13 protein-coding genes and 1 pseudogene are annotated in these 18,624 nt (G+C 69.7%); 6 read left to right on the forward strand and 8 right to left on the reverse strand.

Annotation, left to right across the window (positions count from 1 at the left end; all coding sequences use genetic code 11):
• The first annotated feature begins 58 nt into the window (after nucleotides 1-58).
• Complete coding sequence (locus A5707_RS24745; protein ID WP_269455144.1) at nucleotides 59-322, forward strand: Rv1535 domain-containing protein; 264 nt, start codon at nucleotides 59-61, stop codon at nucleotides 320-322.
• Here A5707_RS24745 and A5707_RS09255 read toward each other — a convergent pair.
• The 5 genes and pseudogenes from A5707_RS09255 to A5707_RS09275 form a co-directional block, all read right to left on the reverse strand.
• Nucleotides 291-4,409: pseudogene (locus tag A5707_RS09255) on the reverse strand (HAD-IC family P-type ATPase); the annotation flags it as partial. The gene A5707_RS24745 and the pseudogene A5707_RS09255 overlap by 32 nt on opposite strands.
• 105 nt (nucleotides 4,410-4,514) lie before the next feature.
• Nucleotides 4,515-4,991, reverse strand: a complete 477-nt coding sequence (locus A5707_RS09260; protein WP_065014206.1) for a hypothetical protein — start codon at nucleotides 4,989-4,991, stop codon at nucleotides 4,515-4,517.
• Between the two features lie 46 nt (nucleotides 4,992-5,037).
• A complete protein-coding gene (locus A5707_RS09265) occupies nucleotides 5,038-9,486 on the reverse strand; it encodes a cation-translocating P-type ATPase (RefSeq protein ID WP_156657732.1) in 4,449 nt (1,482 codons plus the stop codon).
• Between the two features lie 37 nt (nucleotides 9,487-9,523).
• Complete coding sequence (locus tag A5707_RS09270) at nucleotides 9,524-9,982, reverse strand: hypothetical protein (protein ID WP_065014263.1); 459 nt, start codon at nucleotides 9,980-9,982, stop codon at nucleotides 9,524-9,526.
• Nucleotides 9,983-10,118: 136 nt separating this feature from the next.
• Nucleotides 10,119-10,931, reverse strand: a complete 813-nt coding sequence (locus A5707_RS09275; protein ID WP_065014264.1) for an exodeoxyribonuclease III — start codon at nucleotides 10,929-10,931, stop codon at nucleotides 10,119-10,121.
• A 235-nt stretch (nucleotides 10,932-11,166) separates the two neighbouring features.
• Here A5707_RS09275 and A5707_RS23180 point away from each other — a divergent pair, with 235 nt between their 5' ends.
• Complete coding sequence (locus A5707_RS23180; RefSeq protein ID WP_065014207.1) at nucleotides 11,167-11,376, forward strand: hypothetical protein; 210 nt, start codon at nucleotides 11,167-11,169, stop codon at nucleotides 11,374-11,376.
• A 94-nt stretch (nucleotides 11,377-11,470) separates the two neighbouring features.
• Here A5707_RS23180 and A5707_RS09285 read toward each other — a convergent pair whose 3' ends face one another.
• Nucleotides 11,471-11,926 carry a hypothetical protein gene (locus tag A5707_RS09285; RefSeq protein ID WP_082969362.1) on the reverse strand — a complete coding sequence of 152 codons (456 nt, stop codon included), beginning with the start codon at nucleotides 11,924-11,926 and terminating at the stop codon, nucleotides 11,471-11,473.
• Nucleotides 11,927-12,055: 129 nt separating this feature from the next.
• On the opposite strand from A5707_RS09285, the gene macS reads away from it, so the two are divergent.
• From macS to A5707_RS09305, 4 genes are read left to right on the forward strand one after another with little or no spacing between them, the layout of a single operon-like run.
• On the forward strand, nucleotides 12,056-13,204 hold the full coding sequence (gene macS / locus A5707_RS09290) for a MacS family sensor histidine kinase (RefSeq protein ID WP_065014265.1): 1,149 nt from the start codon (nucleotides 12,056-12,058) through the stop codon (nucleotides 13,202-13,204).
• A gap of 19 nt (nucleotides 13,205-13,223) precedes the next feature.
• A complete protein-coding gene (locus tag A5707_RS09295; protein ID WP_156657734.1) occupies nucleotides 13,224-13,856 on the forward strand; it encodes a response regulator in 633 nt (210 codons plus the stop codon).
• Nucleotides 13,857-13,916: 60 nt separating this feature from the next.
• Nucleotides 13,917-15,707, forward strand: coding sequence for a DUF2339 domain-containing protein (locus A5707_RS09300; protein WP_065014210.1), 1,791 nt, complete (start codon nucleotides 13,917-13,919; stop codon nucleotides 15,705-15,707).
• A 32-nt stretch (nucleotides 15,708-15,739) separates the two neighbouring features.
• Nucleotides 15,740-17,065, forward strand: a complete 1,326-nt coding sequence (locus A5707_RS09305) for an acyltransferase family protein (protein ID WP_065014211.1) — start codon at nucleotides 15,740-15,742, stop codon at nucleotides 17,063-17,065.
• On the opposite strand, the gene A5707_RS09310 is transcribed toward A5707_RS09305, so the two are convergent.
• On the reverse strand, nucleotides 17,037-17,951 hold the full coding sequence (locus tag A5707_RS09310) for a GNAT family N-acetyltransferase (protein ID WP_065014212.1): 915 nt from the start codon (nucleotides 17,949-17,951) through the stop codon (nucleotides 17,037-17,039). The two genes, A5707_RS09305 and A5707_RS09310, sit on opposite strands and share 29 nt — an antisense overlap.
• Nucleotides 17,951-18,544, reverse strand: a complete 594-nt coding sequence (locus A5707_RS09315) for a peptide deformylase (protein ID WP_065014213.1) — start codon at nucleotides 18,542-18,544, stop codon at nucleotides 17,951-17,953. The genes A5707_RS09310 and A5707_RS09315 overlap by 1 nt, the downstream gene beginning before the upstream one ends.
• Nucleotides 18,545-18,624: the final 80 nt, after the last annotated feature.

Here is an 18,624-nt window from a genome sequence, read left to right on the forward strand (position 1 = left end):
GCCTTTCTGAAACGTTGGGTTTGCCGCTGAGCCGGGTGCTGCCGTCACTGTCGGAGGTATGTCGACGACCGATGCTCTGGCTGATCCACTAGCTTCAGCGCTCGCTCAGCTGTTGACGGTGCCGGTGATCGAGCTGTACGCGGTGTTGTGGCGCGTCGGCGTTGTGGAGGTCGGGAAGCCTGATCGGGTTGCGGCTCCGCAGGACGCCGACCAGCCAATCGCCGGGTTGCAACAGCCACCGCGACGGTTGCCGCCGCGGCTGCTCCCAGCGCTTGCGCCCACGCCAGGGGGCCAAGCGGTGTACAGCCGAGCAGCTGGCTGACCCCCGGAATACTGATCAGCGTCGCCATCGCGGCCAGCGAGCCGACGGCGGTGCCCACCACCAGCGGGGCGTGCGAGTCGAGCAGCGTCTGACCCAGCTGAGCGGCCACCAGCGCGACCAGCGCCACAGTCGACGCGCGTTGGGGGCGTCCGGTGACGCCGGCCATCACCCACGCCGCCGTCGCAGCGGCCGCCGTCGTCGTACCCCGAATCGCGACCGCACGCCACAGCGCACGCTGATCGGGCCCGCGTCCCTCCCAGTTGTCGGCCCCGGTCGTCTGACTCACGGCAAGAGCCGCGGCCGGCAGCGCATCGGTGAGCATGTTGACCAGCAGCAACTGGCGGGTGTTGAGTGGGGAGCGGCCGGTGAGCGCGCTGCCGATGATGGAAAAGCCGACCTCGCCGGCGTTGCCGCCGAGCAGCACCGACACCGCCGCCTGCACCCGCCGCCACAGTTCCCGGCCTTCCTCGATGGCCTGCAGGAGCGCCTGGATGCGGCCGTCGACCAGGACCACGTCGGCCGCGGTGCGGGCCGGGTCGCTGCCGCGGGCGACGACACCGATCCCGACGGTGGCGGCCCGGATGGCGGCGGCGTCGTTGGAGCCGTCGCCGACCATGGCGCAGACCTTGCCGACGCGTTCGAGGGTCTGGACGATCTGCACCTTGTTCTCCGGTGACATTCGGGCGAAGATCACCCGCTCGGCGACCGCGCGTTCCTGGTCCTTGCGGGACAGGTTGTCCCACTCCGTACCGCTGATCACCTGGCTCGGGAGCACCGGCATGCCCAGTTCCCGGGCGATCGCGGTGGCGGTGATCGGGTGGTCGCCGGTGATCAGCCGCACGGCCACGTTCCGCTCGGCCAGCGCCGCGAGCAGGCCGGCGGCTTCCGGGCGCGGAGTGTCGGACAGCCCCAGCAGCCCGGCCAGCGACAGCTCGCCGTCGGCCAGTCCGGCGATGGCGTCGTCGTCGTTCTGCACGATCTGCGCCTGGGTGGGGGTGAGTCGTCGCCGCGCCACCGCGATCACCCGCAGCCCGCCGGCGGCCAGCCCGTCGACGGTTTTCCAGATGCTCGCGTCGACGTCGGCACAGTTGGCCAGCACCACTTCCGGTGCGCCCTTGATGGTCAGCTCGTCGCCCGACACCGATGCCGAGAACGATCGCCCGGAGCGGAACGGCAGGTGCGCGTCGGGATCGGGGGCGGGCCCGGCGCCGTTTACCGACAGCGCCGCCTCGGCGATCGCGCGGTCGGTGGCGTGGATCTGGGGCGTGCCGTTGGACGGCGGGGTGGCGTGCGCCGCGTAGCCCAACACCTCTTCGCGGGAATGCCCGCCGACGGGATGCACCTGGGCCACCCGCAGCCGGTTCTCGGACAGCGTCCCGGTCTTGTCGAAGCACACCACGTCGACACGGCCAAGGGCTTCCACCGAACGCGGGACGCGCACCAGCGCCCCGAAGGTGGTGAGCCGCCGCGCCGATGCGGCCTGCGCCAGGGTGGCCACCAGCGGCATCCCCTCCGGGACAGCCGCCACGGTGACGGCGATGCCGCTGGCGACGGCTTCCCGCAAGCCACGGCGACGCAAGATCCCCAACGCGCTGACCAACGCGCCACCGGCCATGCTGACCGGGAACGCCCTGTTGGTGAGCTGGCTGAGCTGATGTTGCAGCCCGACAGTGGGTAGCTCGCCGGATGCCAGTTCGGCAGCGCGCCGGGCCTGGGTGTCGGCGCCGACTGCGGTCACCACCGCGACCGCGGTGCCCGCCACCACGGTGGTCCCTTCGAACAGCAGGCAGCGGCGCTCGGCCAACTCGACGCCCGGGGTGGGGTCGACTTGCTTTTCCACCGACAGCGATTCGCCGGTGAGCGTCGACTCGTCGACTTCGACGTCGACTTCTTCGATGACTCGGGCGTCGGCGGGCACCACCTCGTGGGTGCGCACCTCGATCACGTCGCCGGGCCGCAGCTGCTCGGCGGCGACGTCGGTGTAGACCGGTGCGCCGTCGGGGCCGGTGGTGACTTTTCGGGCGGGCGGAACCTGTTGCGCCAGTAGGCGGTTGAGCCGGCTCTCGGCACGCAGTCGCTGGCTGGCCGCCAGGATGGCGTTGCCGGTCAACACCGAACCGACGAGCACCGCGTCGACGGGTGAGCCCAGCACCGCGCTGGCTGCCGATCCCAGTGCCAGCACCGGGGTCAACGGGTCGGACAACTCGGCGCGCACGGCCGTGACGAACTGCCACACCGCGCGGTGGGGGCGGCCGGCCAGCTCGACGCCGCGTTGCGCGGTTTCCACAGCGCGACTGGGCTTCGCGATTTCGGGCGTTTCGGGCGGCGGCAACTCACGGCGAACCTGTTCGACGGTCATCGCGTGCCACTCGTGAACCGGGGCCGGCCGCGGCGGTGACGCCCGAACGGTCTGACGGGCCAGCCAGTATCCGGAAAGCAGACCGGCGGCGGCGCCGGTGGTCACCGGGCCCGGCCCGCGACCGCGGACTCCCGGCAGCATCAGCAACGCGCCCAGCGCCGTCGCACCGGTGGAGATCTCGATGCCGCGCCGGCTGGCCGACTTGGCCGCGGGCAGCGCGTGCAGCACCCGCCAGGCCGCGGTCAGATCGGGCAGCAGCAGATCGGCGTACCACGGCGGCGGCTCGGCCTCGTTGCGGGGCATGATCCCCAACGCGACATCGGCCGACGACAGCGCCTGGGAGCCGCTCGTCGACAGCACCGCCACCACGTGACCGTCCTGCTGCAGGTCGGCCAGGGCGTCGGTGAGTGCGTCGTCGACCGACCCGACGTCCAGCGGCCGGATCTCGTCGAACGCGGGCCGAAGCTCGCCGAGCGAGTCGATGTCGACGGAGATCAGGTCCACCCCGCAGCGGCGCGCTTCGGCCATCATCGCCGGCGCCATCGGATCATGCGTGGGGCAGATCAGCGCCTCGACTCTTCGGCCCGGCATGCCGGGAATCGGGCGCCAGCCCGAACTCATGTCGGCGTCGTCCAGCAGTGCCTGGGCGCGGTGCCATGCGGCGGTGAGCTCGTGGTCCGGCGCACCGCGCACGCGGACCACCCGCAGCTTCTCGGTGCACAGCACCCGGGGGTCGACGAGCAGCGCGTCGACCTGGTCGAGCCGGCGCAGGCTTTCCGGCCGCAACGGCAGCACGCCGTGCTGGTCGGCCAGGGCGTATCCGAGTGTCGCGGCGAAGGACTCGCGGGTGGTGCGCAGCGCTTTGGGTGCGGTCACCAGCGCGGCCGTCGACGCCATGTTCAGGCTTCGGGTGCCCGCACCGATCGCCGCGGCTCCGACGGCTTGCGCGAGGGCGAAGCGCTGTGCGTGGCGTTGGGCCGCCCCCACCGGTGGCGGCACCGGCCGCGACGACGGGTGGGCTTCGGGGTGGTCGGCATGCCGGGCCAACGCCGGTTCGTGGCGGCGCCAGGCTTGCGCCTCGGCGCGGCACTCGGCGGCCTTGAGTGCCTCCATCATCAGGTCGACGGCCAGCGACGCCGGCGACAGCGACACGATGTGGGCCGCGGTCATCGCGACGGTCAGCGCGGTGTCGGTGGCGGCGTGGCCGATGCGGTCTTCGAGCAGACGGCGCAGCCGGGGCTGGAAGTCCACGGCCACCACGGCTGCTTCGACACTGTCCGGCAGTCGCGGCCAGCGCAGCGCGCGGCCCGCCATGGCTGCGGCCATGCCCGCCGCGGTGGCGCCCACCGCGACCGCCTTCGTGGCCACCACCAGCCCGTCGCCGGGCAGCGGTTTGGGGCGGGGGTCTTTGCCGGCGGCATCGGTTCTGGGACAGCGCTTTTCGGCTTCGCCGACCACCCGGCACAGCTCGTGCAGCGACACCTGGTCGCCGTCGAGGGCGACGACGACCCGTGACAGCGGGCGGTTGAGGCTCGCCGAGGCGACGCCGCGGTGGGCGCCGACGGCGTCGAGGACGGCCCGGCCGAGTTCAGCGCCGTCGGGGCGGTCCAGTCCGCGCACCTCGATCCATGCGCGGCCCTCGCCACGCCAGGCATGCCGGCTCAACGGTGGGCCCGGCAGCTCGCCGGACAAGGCCCTGACGCCTTCCCGGACCGGAATTGTGACCATGCTGGCGCCGACGGACGCCGCAGTGCTCAGAGTCTGGATGCCCACCGCGACCGCGCGCAGCGGCAGGGGTCTTCGCACGGATTCGACGGTACTCAATCGCGGAAGCTAATGACGGCTGCGCGATTGTGTGCCGCGAGACTGCCGCGCCGGCGCCCGCTTGGCCGGCGATGTGCGCCGCGCCGGTGACTTCTTCGCGGCCCCGGTCGATTTGGCCGGGCTCGACTTGGCCGGCGTCGACTTGGCCGGGGACGATTTGGCCGGCGATGCTGTGGCCGGCGCGGGGGTGATGTCGCGCGGACGATTCAGCTGCCGCAGCACCAGCGCTCCGCCGCCGACCGCCAACAACACCGGCCACTCGACCAGGCCGCTGACGCCCAGAGCGCCCAGTGTCAACGCGGCCGCGGCCTTCGAGTGGCTGCCGCTGTCGATTCCGCGCTGGATGCCGGCCGCGGCTCCCGTTACGCCGCCGACGACGCCATTGACCGCCGCGCCGCCCACCGCACCCGCGGCGGCGGTCGTCGCCGCCGCCGCGCGACCCACCGTTCGCGTCACGCTGCGCACCGCGCCGCCGACGACACCCATGGCGCCTATTGTTCCCGCGTTGACGACGGTTGTATACCCGCGAACTTCAGCCGACGGCCGACGCCAGGACTGCCTGGGTGCGGTCGGTGATGTCGCGGCCGTTGACGGTGTCGCTGGCGGACGAATCCGCGCCGTCGTGGCTTGTCGGCGTTTCCAAGCCCCACCGGCCGGCGGGCAGCCGAGTCGCGACGGCCAGCGCGGCGGTCGCCGCAGCCGCCGATCCCATCGCTTGGGCCCAGCCGATCGGGCCCACAGGCGTACAGCCCAGCAGCTGGCTGACCCCCGGCGTGCTGATCATCAGCATGAATGCGGCTAGCGACCCGGCCGAGGTGAGCAGCACCAGCGGCGCCTGCGAATCCACCAGGGTTTGGCCCAGCTCCGCGGACACCAATGCGATCAGTGCGACCGTGGAGGCACGTTGCGGCGTCCCGGTGACCGACGCCATCGTCCACGCCGCGGTGCCGGCCGCCGCGGTGATCGCCCCACGGACCGCCACCGCGCGCCACAGCTTGCGTTCGTCGATGCCCTGCCGGACGTGCTGGACCGGCCCGCTGGGTGTGCTGACCGCCAGCGCCGTGGCCGGCAGGGCGTCGGTCAACGTGTTCATCAGCAGCAGTTGGCGGGTGTTCAGCGGCGAGTTGCCGGTGATCGCAGTGCCGATGACCGAGAAGATCACCTCGCCGGCGTTTCCGCCGAGCAAGCCGGCCACCGCCGCCTGCACGCCGCGCCACAGTCGGCGGCCTTCGTCGATGGCGGCCACCAGCGACTCGATGCGGCCGTCGGTGAGCACCACGTCGGCGACGGTGTGGGCGGCGTCGCTGCCGCGGGCGACGACGCCGATGCCGATGGTGGCGGCCCGGATCGCCGCCGCGTCGTTGGCGCCGTCGCCCACCATGGCCGTCACCTGTCCGGCACGTTCCAGCGTCTGGACGATCTGCACCTTGTTCTCCGGTGTCATCCGGGCGAAGATCACCCGCTCGGACACCGCTCGCTCCTGATCTTTGCGGGACAACTCGTTCCACTCGGATCCGGTGATGACCTGATCCTCGGTGACCGGCAGGCCCAGTTCGGCCACGATCGCGGTGGCCGTGATCGGGTGGTCACCTGTAATCAGCCGGATGGCCACCCCCCGCTCGGTCAGGTCGGCCAGCAACTGCGGCGCTTCGGGTCGGGGGGTGTCCGCCAACCCGAGGAACCCGGTCAGCGTCAACCCGTCGTCGCACAGGGCCACGATGGTGTCTTCGTCAGCTTTGACCGCCCGAGCCTGTTGGGCGGTCAGCTTGCGCCGCGCCACCGCGATGACCCGCAATCCTTCCGCCGCCAGGTCACGCACCGTTTGATCCATGTCCGCGCCGACGTCCGGGCAGGCCGCCAACACCACTTCCGGTGCGCCCTTGACGGTCAACTCCGTTCCCGACACCGAGGCCGAGAAGGCCCGACCGGAGCGGAACGGCAAGTGGGCGTCCGGTTCAGACCAGTGGCCCGAACCGTTGGCCGCAGCCGCCGCTTCGACGATGGCCTGGTCGGTGGCGTGCGCGTGGGCGGCGCTCTCCGGCGCCGGTGCGGCCTGCGCGGCGCAATGCAACACGTCCTCGCGCGAATACGTCGACACCGGGTGCACGTGCGCGACCCGCAGCCGGTTTTCGCTCAGGGTGCCGGTCTTGTCGAAGCAGATCACTTCGACGCGGCCGAGCGCCTCCACCGATCGCGGCACACGCACCAGTGCGCCGGAACCGCTGAGCCGCTGAGCCGACGCGTGTTGGGCCAGTGTCGCCATCAGCGGCATCCCCTCCGGGACCGCGGCGATCGCGACCGCGATCGCGTTACCCAGCGCCTGGCGCAGACCCCCGCCGCGCAGCAGTCCGAGCGCGCCGACCAGCGCACCGCCGCCGACGCTGACCGGGAACGCCCGAGTGACGAGTTGACTGAGGTGATGCTGCAGGCCGACTTCGGGCAGATCCCCCGAAGCCAGCTCGGCCGCCCGCCGCGTCTGCGTGTCGGCGCCGACGGCGGTGACCAACGCGAGCGCGGTGCCCGCAACGACGGTGGTCCCGGCGTAGAGCATGCAGCGACGGTCGGCGAGCTCTGCCCCGGGAGTCGCTTCGACCTGCTTGTCCACCGACAGCGACTCACCGGTCAGCGACGATTCGTCGACCTCGAGGTCCTGTTCGTCGATCACCCGAGCGTCGGCGGGCACCACTTCGTTGCTGCGCACCTCGATGAGATCGCCCGGCAGCAAATGCTCCGAGTTCACTTCGCTGTATGTCTGCGCGCCATCCGGGCCGACCGCGACTTTGCGGGCCGACGGGGTCTGTTGCGCCAGTAGGAGGTTCAGGCGGTTCTCGGCCCGCAGCCGTTGGGCGGCGGCGAGTATCGAGTTTCCGGTCAGCACCGTGCCGACCATCACCGCATCGATCGGCGACCCCAACATCGCGGTGGCCGCCGAACACAATGCCAACACCGGGGTCAGCGGGTCCGATAACTCCGCCTGGACGGCCTTGACGAACTGCCAGACCGCGTTGGGCGGCGCTGCGCTCGCTTGTGCGTCACCGCGGGCCACCTGTGCCTCTGCCGCGGAGTCGGCCGGCGCCAGCAGCTCGCGGACCTGCTCGACCGACATCGCGTGCCACTCGTAGGCCGGCGCCGGCCTCGGTGACGGCACCCGGACCACGTCGCGGGCCAGCAGGTAACCCGAGAGCATGCCGGCCGCGGCACCGAGTGTCACCGGCCCGGGTCCGTGCCCGCGCCCACGGCGCAAACCCCGAACGCCGGGCACCATCAGCAGCGCCCCCAGCGACGACGCGCCGGTGGAGATCGCGATGCCGCGCTCGGTTGCGGCCCTGGCGGCGGGCAGCGCGCGCAGCACCTGCCACGCGCCGGCCAGGTCGGCCAGGATCAGATCCGCGCCCCACGGCGGCGCGGCTTCGCCGGTGGGCATGACGCCTAACGCCACGTCGGCGCGGGAAAGCGCTTGTGCGCCGGTCGATGACAGCACCGCAACGGTGCGGCCGGTCTGTTGCAGGTCGGCCACCGCGTCGGCCAGCGCGTCGTCGATGGCGCCGTCCTGGACCGGCCGGATGTCGTCGAAGGCGGGCCGCAACTCGCCGAGGATGTCGGCGTTGACGGTGACCATCTCCGTGCCGGACGCGCGTGCCTCGGCCACCACGGCCGACGCCAACGGCTGCTGGGCGGGCAGGATGAGCGCCTCGACTGCACCGTTTTGTTTGGATTTGCGGGTCGTCATCCCGGGCACCGGATGCCAACCGGGACGCAGGCCGGACTGCTCGAGCAGGCGTTGCGCGTTTTCCCAGGCCTCGGTCAGTTCGCCGTCGCGGGCACCGCGGACCCGCGCCACGCGCAGGGTGTCATCGCACAACGTGCGGGGGTCGATGAGCAGTGCGTCGACCTTGTCGAGGCGTCGCAAGCTCTCGGGTCGCAACGGCAACACCGCATGCCGGTCGGCCAGGCCTTGGCCAAGCGTCGCCGCGAAGGACTCGCGGGTGGTGCGCATGGCCTTGGGGGCGGTGACCACCGCGGCCGTCGCCGCCATGTCGACGTTGCGGGTAAGCGCGCCGACCAGTGCAGTGCCCAGCACCTGGACGACGGCAACGCGCTTGGTGTGCCGTTCGACCGGCCCGTCCGGCGCCGGCGCCGGACGTGACGGCCGGTGAACCTCGGTGTGGTCGGCGTGCTTGGCCAGCTCCGGTTCGTAGCGGGCCCAGGCCTGCGCTTCGGCGCGGCACTCGGCGGCCTTGAGCGCCTGCATCATCAGGTCCACCGACAGCGATGCCGGGGACAAGGTGACGATGTGCGCGATCGTGGTGGCCGTCGACAGCACGGTGTCCGTCGCGGTGGTGCCGATTCGGTCCTCGAGTTGGCGGCGCAGCCAGGGCTGGTAGTTGGCGATCGCCGCGGCGGCGTCGACGGCGGTCGGGAGGCGCGGCCACCGCAGCGTCCGTCCCACCAGCGCGATGCCCAGGCCCGCTGCGTTCAGGCCCACCATTGCGCCGGTGGTCGCCAGCAACAGGCCGTCGCCGGGCAGGCTGCCTGCCCTGGTGGCGGCGCCGTCGGTCGAGCGGCAGCGCTTTTCGGCGTCGTCGACCACCGGACACAGGTTTCGCAGCGACGCCTGCTCGCCGTCGATTTCGACGACCACCCGCGACAGTGTGCGGCTCAGGCTGGCCGAGGCGACGCCGGGCTGTGTCAGCAGGGCGTCGACCACCGCGCGGCCGCGTTCGTCGCCGGCGGGGCCGTTCAGCCCGCGCACCTCGATCCATGCCCGGTTGTCACCGCGCCAGCAGCGCCGGGTCAGCGTGGAGCCGGAAGCCTCGCCGGACAGGATCTTGGCGCCTTGGCGGACCGGAATGGTCGCGATGTCGAAAGCGGCCGACGCCACCGTTCCCACGGTCTCGGTGGCAGCTGCCGCGCCCTGCATCGTCGCGCCGACGAGCGCGGTGGTTGCCTGCATTCCTTTTGCGGCCGCGCGCAGCGGCATGGAAAGTTGCACGGATTCGACGGTACGCAATCGCGAATTAGCGACGGCTGCGCGACTGCGTGCCGCGTGATTGCCGTGCCGGCGCGCGCTTGGATGGAGACTTTTGTCGTGCCGGGGCTTTCGCCGCGGTCGATTTGGCGGGGCGGGTCGATTTGGTGGGCCCCGACTTGGCCGGAGTCGCCTTGGCCGGTGCGGACGTCGTGTCGCGCGTACGGTTCATCCGCCGCAGCACCAACGCGCCACCACCGACGGCCAGCAGCACCGGCCACTCGACCAAACCTGTGGCGCCCAGGGCGCCCAACGTCAGTGCGGCCGCTGCCGTCTTGCGATTTTCGCCAGTGAGGCCGCGCTGGATGCCGGTTGCGGCGCCCGTCACACCGCCGGCGACACCATTGACCACGGCACCGCCTACCGCGTTCGCGGCGGCCGTGGTTGTCGTTGCCGCGCGGCCCACTGTTCGCCGCATGTTGCGTACTGTGCCGTCGACGACACCCATCATGACTCCTTGACGTTTGACTGTTTCTCGCGTTTGCGCCGGTGATGTCCGGACGCGCGCAGAGTTCACCCGATGAATTCGATTGTGTGCGCGTTCGTCGCTGTCGTGGGCCGCGGCGGCCGAACGCATAGACAACTCATATACAAGCGTCGCGCACGTCCACGAGCACCGGCGCGTGATCGCTGGGCGCTTTGCCTTTGCGTTCGTCGCGGACAATCTGGGCGTCGGTGACCCGGTCGGCCAGGGCGGGTGAGGCGAGAATGAAGTCGATGCGCATGCCCCGCCGTTTGGGGAACGCCAGCTGGGTGTAGTCCCAGTAGGTGTACACGCCCGGGCCGGGCGTGAAAGGCCGCACCACGTCAGTGAATTGCGCGTCGACGATGGCGTCGAACGCTTTGCGTTCGGGCTCGGAGACATGCGTGCAGCCCTGGTAGTACTCGACGCTCCAGACGTCCTCGTCGGTGGGGGCGATATTCCAGTCGCCCACCAGCGCGATCGGCGCCGACGGATCGGTGCGAAGCCAGCCCTCCGCCGTATCACGCAGCGCGGCAAGCCAATCGAGCTTATACCTGTAATGCGGATCACCCAAAGCGCGTCCGTTGGGCACGTAGAGGCTCCACACTCGCACTCCGCCGCAGGTGGCGCCCAACGCGCGGGCTTCAGCCGCGGCCTCTAGTTCGGGTTTGCTGCTCCAGGTGGGCTGGCCGTCGAAGCCGACCTCGATGTCGTCAAGGCCGACCCGCGATGCGATCGCCACGCCGTTCCATTGGTTGAACCCGCAATGCGCCACCTCGTAGCCCAATTCGAAGAACGGCATTGTGGGGAACTGCTCGTCGGCGCATTTGGTCTCCTGCATGGCAAGTACGTCGACTTCGGCGCGTTGCAGCCAATCGAGCACCCGGTCCAAACGGGAGCGAATCGAATTCACGTTCCAGGTCGCCAGCCGCAGCAGCGGCGATCGCGAGCGCGCCAAAGGGCGCTGGGGGCACCTCCCGCTTGCGGGGGACGGGTCGTCGCCATCAATCATGGCTACAGCGTAGGTCGGTGCAGCGATTGCACCGTGAGATTATGTTTGGTCGTGTGAGCGGACGCAGGCTGGCCCAGCTGTGTCTGACGGTGTTGTGTGTCGCGGAGGCGGCCGCTGGCGTCGTTGTCGCGTGGCGCATTGATGAGCGGTCACAGGCTTGTTGACCGCGCCCAGTCTGTCAGTCCACGCGCAACGAGCTGCGGCGCTGGCACGGGAATTCCTGAAAGACGCGAAGCAGATGAACGACGAGATGGACAAACAAGACCCGTTGAAACCGAAATTGCCGGCATCGGCGAAAGCGGTGGCCCAGGCTAACCGCGAGTTCGACAACGAAATGAGCGCCCTGGCACACGCTTGCCCGGCCTGACCCCCGACAGCCAGATAATGGCGGGATGGCTCCACCGGTGCTCATCGCTGGCTTCTCTATACCGACCCCAGATAGACCAGAACACCAAAACCGCTCATCCCGAGCGTGATTCGAGGCCCTGCGGATCATCAACGGCGTTGATGGTGCCCCATCCGATTGAGTCGCACTTGGCGAAGTCGAGTTGCTCATCGAGCCCGGCGGTGTTGTCGACGATGTAAGCCACATACACGGGAAAGTTCTTCATCCCAGCATGAATCCGGGTTCCCGCCTGTAGACTCGCGATGACGATCGCCGGTACCCAGACGAACTGCCCGACGTCATCGACGGCGATGAACTCCGGTTGTGGTCGGTCCCAGTCGAATTGGGCCGAGGGATGGTATTTGACAGGTTCCGTGAAGATCGCCGAGAAGTAGTCATCGCGATCCGGGCCGGGGATACGGCGAGCAATCCGGGCGGTGCGGGGTAACTGCGCCTTGAGGTCGGGAACCGCATGCAACTCCCCGAACCCGGTCTGGTCGTAGTCGATGTCGACGAGCTCGAAACTCGCCACGCTCACCCCCGTTCACCGACGCGTGGGCTCGACGCTACACCCGCCTGCGGGACGCCCACGTTGGCGATCGGTGATGCCGCGACCCGCGTCCTAGGCATTCGCGCCGTCGTCGATGCCTATGCTGGGCCCGTGGCGACGGTCCGCGAGGCTGATGCGGTCGCGCCGCTGTGGCGGGCGGCGCAAGTGTTTCGTGCACTGAGTTGCCTGTATGCGTTGGGGTTTCAGATCGCGATCAACTCCGACCTGGATCAGCCCACGCTGGCGTGGGCTCTGTGCGCGCTCTTGCTCGGTGTCAGCGCGGTATACGCGATCGCCTACGTCCAGGGCTTCGGTCGCCGGCCCGCATGGGTGGTCGCCGAGATCGTGATCGTGGTCGCGCTGATGTGGTCCAACAGGATTGTGGCGTCGGTGCAGTGGGCGGATGACAATCAAACCTGGCCCACCACTCTGTGGGCTACCAACCCCACGATTTCGGCGGCTCTGTTGTCCGGGCCGGTCGCCGGGATGGCGACCGGGCTGGTGGTAATGGCCACGAATTTCGCAGTGAAGAACTATTTCACCCTCGACCTCTCCCACAACGCCACACTGATCATCGAGGTCACACTCGGCCTGGCCATCGGCATGGCCGCGGGCACTGCGCGTCGCGCCCACGCCGAACTGCAGCAGGCGATCCGGCTGGCAGTCGCGGTCGAGGAACGCGAACGCCTATCCCGTCACGTTCATGACGGTGTAATCCAGGTGCTGGCGCTGGTCACCAAACGGGGCCGCGAGATCGGCGGGGCTGCAGCCGAACTGGCGGACCTGGCCGGCGAACAGGAACGAGCGCTGCGCCGGCTGGTCGCGGCGGCGGACTTCGGCCGCGACGGCGACGCGCAGGCGGTCGACCTACGCACTTTGCTGGCCCGCCGCCACGACGACCAGGTGTCACTGAGTATGCCGGCTACGCCGGTGCCGCTGGAGCGGCCGGTAGCCGAGGAGCTCGATGCGGCGGTCGGCAACGCGCTGGACAACGTGCGAGCTCACGCCGGGCCTGAGGCCCGAGCGTTCGTGCTGCTGGAAGATCTCGAGGACACGGTCACTGTGAGCATCCGCGACGACGGAATCGGCATCGCCGCCGGCCGCCTCGAGGAAGCGGCCCGCCAGGGCCACGTGGGTATTTCCCAATCGATTGTGCAACGGCTGGCGTCGTTGGGCGGCAGCGCCCAACTGAGTACCGACGTCGGCGAAGGCACCGAATGGGAACTCACCGTCCCACGCCGGGAGAAACGTCGTGGCTGAGCAAAAGCTTCTGTCGGTGATGGTGGTCGACGACCATCCGATCTGGCGCGACGCGGTGGCCCGCGACCTGGCTGCGCGCGGTTTCGAGGTAGCGGCCACCGCCGACGGCGTCGCCGCTGCGCGCCGGCGCGCGGAAGTGGTCAAGCCCGATGTGGTGCTGATGGACATGCGGCTGGCCGACGGCGACGGCGTGCAGGCGACTGTCGAAGTGATCAAGGTTTCTCCGTCGTCGCGGGTGCTGGTGTTGTCGGCCTCCGATGAACACGATGACGTCCTGCAAGCGGTCAAAGCCGGCGCGGCGGGGTACCTGGTGAAGAGCGCATCAAGCGCCGAGCTGGCCGAGGCGGTGCGCGCCACCGCGGCAGGGCGTGCGGTGTTCACCGCGGGCTTGGCGGGGCTGGTGCTGGGCGAATATCGGCGTCTGAAACGCTCTCCGGAGGCCGGCCCTGCCACACCCGCGTTGACTGAACGCGAGACCGAGGTGTTGCGTTTCGTCGCGAAAGGCCTGTCGGCCAAGCAGATCGCCCAGAAGCTGTCGTTGAGTCACCGCACCGTGGAAAACCACGTCCAGGCCACATTTCGTAAGCTGCAGGTCGCCAACCGGGTGGAGCTGACCCGCTACGCCATCGAACACGGGCTGCACGAGGACTAGCCGGCGAAGTCGAGTAGTTCTACTCATCCTTTCCGGCTCGCCGGAAGACATCGTGCAGGTATGACCCAACCGCACGCCGTCATCACCCGCCTGTCCGCTGATTTCGAGTCGATCTCGCGGCAGATGTCGCGGGTCTCCGGAGACTTGGCTGAACTCGACCGCTACTTCGCCAGCTGGGCGGCGGCCGCTGCGCCTGTTGCGACACTGGTCCCGGAGCAGCCTCGGCCAGCACCGCTTGCCGCGCCCCCGCCGGCGCCGCGACCCGCGCCGCGGAGCGAGCCGCCACCGCCGCCGGCCTGGACACCCCCGCGCGAGTGGCGGCTGCCGGATGCGGGCGTGATCGGCAAGATCCTGGCCGTCGCCGGCGTCGCCGTCACGTTGGTCGGTGTGGTGTTGCTGCTGGTCCTCGCGGCCAAAGCGGGGCTGCTGCGTCCTGAGATTCGGGTGGCCGGCGGAACCGTCCTTGCCGCGGCGCTCGTCGGCGTGGGTGCTCGACTGCACGGCAAGCCGGGTGGGCGGATCGGGGCGATCGCGCTGGCCGCCACCGGTGTCGCCGCCGGCTACCTCGACGTCATCGCGGTGACCACCATCTACCGGTGGGCGCCGGCCGCGGCCGGACTGGCTATCGCCGCCGCGGTGGGCACAGCGGGTCTGGCCTTGGCACGGCGGTGGAACTCCGAACACCTCGGTCTGCTGGTGCTGATCCCGCTGATCGGCCTGGCCCCGGTGCTTACCCGTGGAGTCGACCTGATGCTGATCGGTTTCATGCTTGCCCTGTCCGCCGCCGCCCTGGCCGGGCAATGGGGCAGGGACTGGATCTGGATGTTCGCCGCCCGCATCGCGGCGCCCACCGCGCCGCTACTGATCGCACTGGCGGCCCGTGGCGGCACCGAGAACCCGTGGCTTCTCGGCGGCTTGTGCCGGTTGGCGGCGCTGCTGGCCATTGTCTCCGGCCTGATGCTGATCCCCGTCATCACCCGCACGACCGCACTTGCTGTGTTGACCGCGGCGGGCACCGTGCCGGTGCTGGCGTGCGGCGTCGCGGTGGATCGGCTGCTGGCCACGCTGCTGACCGGAAGCTTGGCTGCCGGTCTGCTGGCCCTCGTCATCTTGGGCAGCGACCTTCCGCGCATCGTCGTGCAAATCTGGTCGGCGTTGTCCGCGGTGTCGGCGCTCATTGCTGTCGACACCGCATTTCACGGCTACCTGGAAGCTCCTGTGTTACTGGCGATCGCGATCACGGTCGCCGTCGCGGGTCGCAAGGATGCGATCGCGCGTTGGGTGGCAACAGGATTCGGCGCCATCGGAATCCTGGCCTTTCTCAGCGCAGCTCACCCCACCAACTTGCTGCACGGCACCGCGGTGTCGACCTCGGTTGCGGTCGCCACGATGGTCACCAGTGTGCTGGTCATCGCCTACGTCGCCGTCATGTCCCCGCTGCACGCGCTCGTCGTCCAGCGCGACCTCGACCTCGCACGGGTGCTGGCCGGCGTCGGCGCCGGATATCTCGTTTACTCGGTCACCATGTTCACCGTCACCGCCGGTGTTCTGGTCGGCGGTACCAGCGCCGGATTCCTGGCCGGGCACATGGCGGCCACCATCTGCTGGACCGCCATGGCCGCAACATTATTCATCTACGCCCGTAGATCCTCGGGCCAGCGGCGCACCGTGGCGGTCACCGGCGGGCTGGCGCTGACCGCAGCGGCCATCGCCAAGCTGTTCCTGTTCGACCTGGGCACCCTCGACGGCATCTTCCGCGTCACCGCGTTCATCGTCGTCGGCCTGGCGCTGCTTGCCATGGGCACCGGCTACGCCCGTTCGCTGGCGCAGCGCGACACCGTGACTCCCTGAAACTGTTCTACGGAAAGGTATTTGGACACATCATGACCACACTGACGGGTCTACCCTCTGCCGAAGATTTGGCCGCGGCCACTCCCGCGGGGCGCGATCGCGCCCTGGACGTCATTCGCATCACCTCCCTGATCGCTGTCGTTGCCGGTCACACCGTGATGGCGATCAGCACCATCCGCGGCGGTGTGCTCATCTGGGACAACCTGCTCACCACATCCGTTGTATTCCAAGCACTTACCTGGGTTTTCCAGATCATGCCGCTGTTCTTTTTCGCCGGCGCCGCCGCTTGCCTGACCTCGTGGCAGCCCGGCACCAACTGGGGCAGCTGGCTGATGACCCGCTGCACCCGGCTGTTCCGCCCGGTGTTCTACTACCTCGGATTCTGGGCCGCGGCGCTGTACCTGCTGCATCCGCTTGTGCCACAACACGTCTACGACCCCATCGCCGGCGTCTCCACCCAAGCGATGTGGTTCCTCGGCGCCTACGTGCTGGTGCTGGCCGCGATGCCGATGCTGTATCGGATCACCACCACCGCCCGCCTGGCCGGCGGCGTTGCTGCCGTCTACGGGACCATCGCGATTATCGACGTCATGCGGCTGCATTGGCATGCCGCGGCACCGCTGGGTTACCTGAACCTCGCCGTCTGGCTGATCCCGGCCATGTTCGGCGTCGCCTACCGCCGCCATCTGCTCAGCGCACGTACCGCACTCGCGACCGCCGCCGGGGTCTTCGCGATCAACCTGGCCCTGGCCTGCTGGGGGCCGTATCAGTTGAGCATGGTGGGCACCGGCGATCACCACCTGTCCAATACCAGCCCCCCGTCACTGCTCCTGGCCGGCCACGCCATCGTCGTGAGCCTCGTCGCGATCGCCGCCGCCCCCGCCATCGGACGCTGGGCGCGACGACCCCGCGTGTGGTGGTGGACCGCACTCGGCAACTCCGGCGCCATGACGCTCTACCTGTGGCATATCCCCGCGCTGCTGGGCATCCACCTGCTCTTCGACGAGCTCAGCCTGCCCCGCTACCCCGGCCAGCCCCACTTCGCCATCATCAGCATCGCGCAGCTACTGCTGATGGCCGGCGTCGTCGCCATCCTCTTCGTGGCACTGCGACCCTTGGAGAACGATCCGCTACCTGGCTGGGACGGCGCCGCACCCGTCACCACCGTCGGTCGAGGCACCGCGATCGGAGCGCTGCTGTGCGTCGCCGGCGCGACCACGTTGGTGGCGATCCACTGGGGCCTCAAAGACGTCGGACTGTACTTCGAGGCAACGACGGTGACCGCGCTGGTGACCGCCCGGGCGCTCGCAACACGACCAGCCCTGCCAGTCATAGCCGCTGCAGCGATTGCATCGTGAGGTAGCGGCAGCGGTGCTGCGAGGTGAAACCCAGCGACTCGAAAAGGCCGAGCGCCGCAGCAGTGTCGGCAATCTGCGCGTAGCCACGGGTGGCGCCGCGATCGGCGCCCCAGGCCAGTAGCGCCGTGCACACCGCCCGGGCGTGACCATGTCCGCGGTGATCGGCGGCGACGCGGACCTCTGAGACGCCCACCCATCGGCTGCCGTCCGGAGTCGCGGTCAATGCGGCCCGCCCGATGGCGACGCCCGCACGGCGGCCAAACATCAGCTCGCCGTCGACGACGGCGGTCAGCACGTCGACCGGCACGTCGCGGGCATAGCAATCCAGCCAGTCAGCCGTCGGGCGTTGCTCCAGCGTGACGCTCGGCCCCGAGCGTTGCTCTAGCGTGACGTTCGACAGCTCGCACACCAGCATTCGCGTTTCGCATTCGGCGGGCGCGTCGTCCGGCAGGCGCAGCAGCCGGTCCGGAACGGCCAGTAGCGGCGTGAGCCCGCGCTCCGTATACCAGTCCACGATCGCCGGGATCGCGGCGGCATTAGCGGAAAACTCCAGGGGAACAGCACTATTCGCTCGCCGCGTCGACCCGTGTCCAGCGCGTAGCAACCAGCCGTCGAGCCAGTGCTGTTCAACGCCGGGCCAGGCCAGCGCGGCCGCATGCTCGACGGCGCGGATCTGTGAGTTGCGCACCGGCACATCGGTTAGCCGGCGCACCGTCACCGCGTCGGCTGCGGCGAACTCGACGATGTCACCGGCCCGCGTCTGCACCCGCACCACCGGGTCGAGTTGCAGCAGATGGCCTACCGCATCGGTCAATGGTGGCACCGAACCAGCGGGCCGGCGGTAGCGCACCGTCACCCGTGTTCCGATCGCGGGCCACGAAACCATCAGTGGCCGAACGGATCCGGTCCCTCGCCCGGTGTCCAGGACAACCCGGGAACGCCCCAGCCCTGCGATTTGACGGCCCGCTTGGCGGCCCGGGCATGCCGGCCGATCAAGCGGTCGAGGTACAGGAAGCCGTCCAGATGGCCGGTCTCGTGTTGGAGCATGCGGGCGAACAGCCCGGTGCCCTCGATCGTGACCGGGTTGGCTTCGGCGTCGAGTCCGGTCACCCGCGCCCAGGTTGCCCGCCCGGTCGGAAACGACTCGCCGGGCACCGATAGACAACCCTCGTCGTCGCGATCCGGGTCGGGCATGGTCTCGGGCACCTCGGAGGTCTCCAGTACCGGATTGACCACCACGCCGCGGCGGCGTTTGGTCTGCCCGCGGTCGTCAGCGCAGTCGTAGACGAAAACCCGCAGTCCCACACCGATCTGATTGGCGGCCAGGCCGACCCCGTGGGCGGCGTCCATCGTGTCGTAGAGGGTGCTGATCAAGTCCGACAGGTCGGCCGGTAGCGAACCGTCCGCGGCCACCGACACCGGTGTGGTGGGGGTATGCAAGACCGGATCACCCACGATGCGAATGGGTACGACTGCCATGGTCGGCAAGCTTAAGCCTGCCGACGACACGCGTCGCGACGTGGCGTGGCAATCGAACTTCGCCGAGCGACTCGCGGGCG

Source organism: Mycobacterium kyorinense (assembly GCF_001672775.1).
GTDB lineage: Bacteria > Actinomycetota > Actinomycetes > Mycobacteriales > Mycobacteriaceae > Mycobacterium > Mycobacterium kyorinense_A.

Excerpts from the sequence above, each read along its gene's own strand:
- A5707_RS24745 (WP_269455144.1), top strand. The coding sequence starts at position 59 with ATGTCGACGACCGATGCTCTGGCTGATCCACTAGCTTCAGCGCTCGCT.
- A5707_RS09260 (WP_065014206.1), bottom strand. The coding sequence starts at position 4,991 with ATGGGTGTCGTCGGCGGCGCGGTGCGCAGCGTGACGCGAACGGTGGGT.
- A5707_RS09265 (WP_156657732.1), bottom strand. The coding sequence starts at position 9,486 with ATGCCGCTGCGCGCGGCCGCAAAAGGAATGCAGGCAACCACCGCGCTC.
- A5707_RS09270 (WP_065014263.1), bottom strand. The coding sequence starts at position 9,982 with ATGGGTGTCGTCGACGGCACAGTACGCAACATGCGGCGAACAGTGGGC.
- A5707_RS09295 (WP_156657734.1), top strand. The coding sequence starts at position 13,224 with ATGGTGGTCGACGACCATCCGATCTGGCGCGACGCGGTGGCCCGCGAC.
- A5707_RS09300 (WP_065014210.1), top strand. The coding sequence starts at position 13,917 with ATGACCCAACCGCACGCCGTCATCACCCGCCTGTCCGCTGATTTCGAG.
- A5707_RS09305 (WP_065014211.1), top strand. The coding sequence starts at position 15,740 with ATGACCACACTGACGGGTCTACCCTCTGCCGAAGATTTGGCCGCGGCC.
- A5707_RS09310 (WP_065014212.1), bottom strand. The coding sequence starts at position 17,951 with ATGGTTTCGTGGCCCGCGATCGGAACACGGGTGACGGTGCGCTACCGC.
- A5707_RS09315 (WP_065014213.1), bottom strand. The coding sequence starts at position 18,544 with ATGGCAGTCGTACCCATTCGCATCGTGGGTGATCCGGTCTTGCATACC.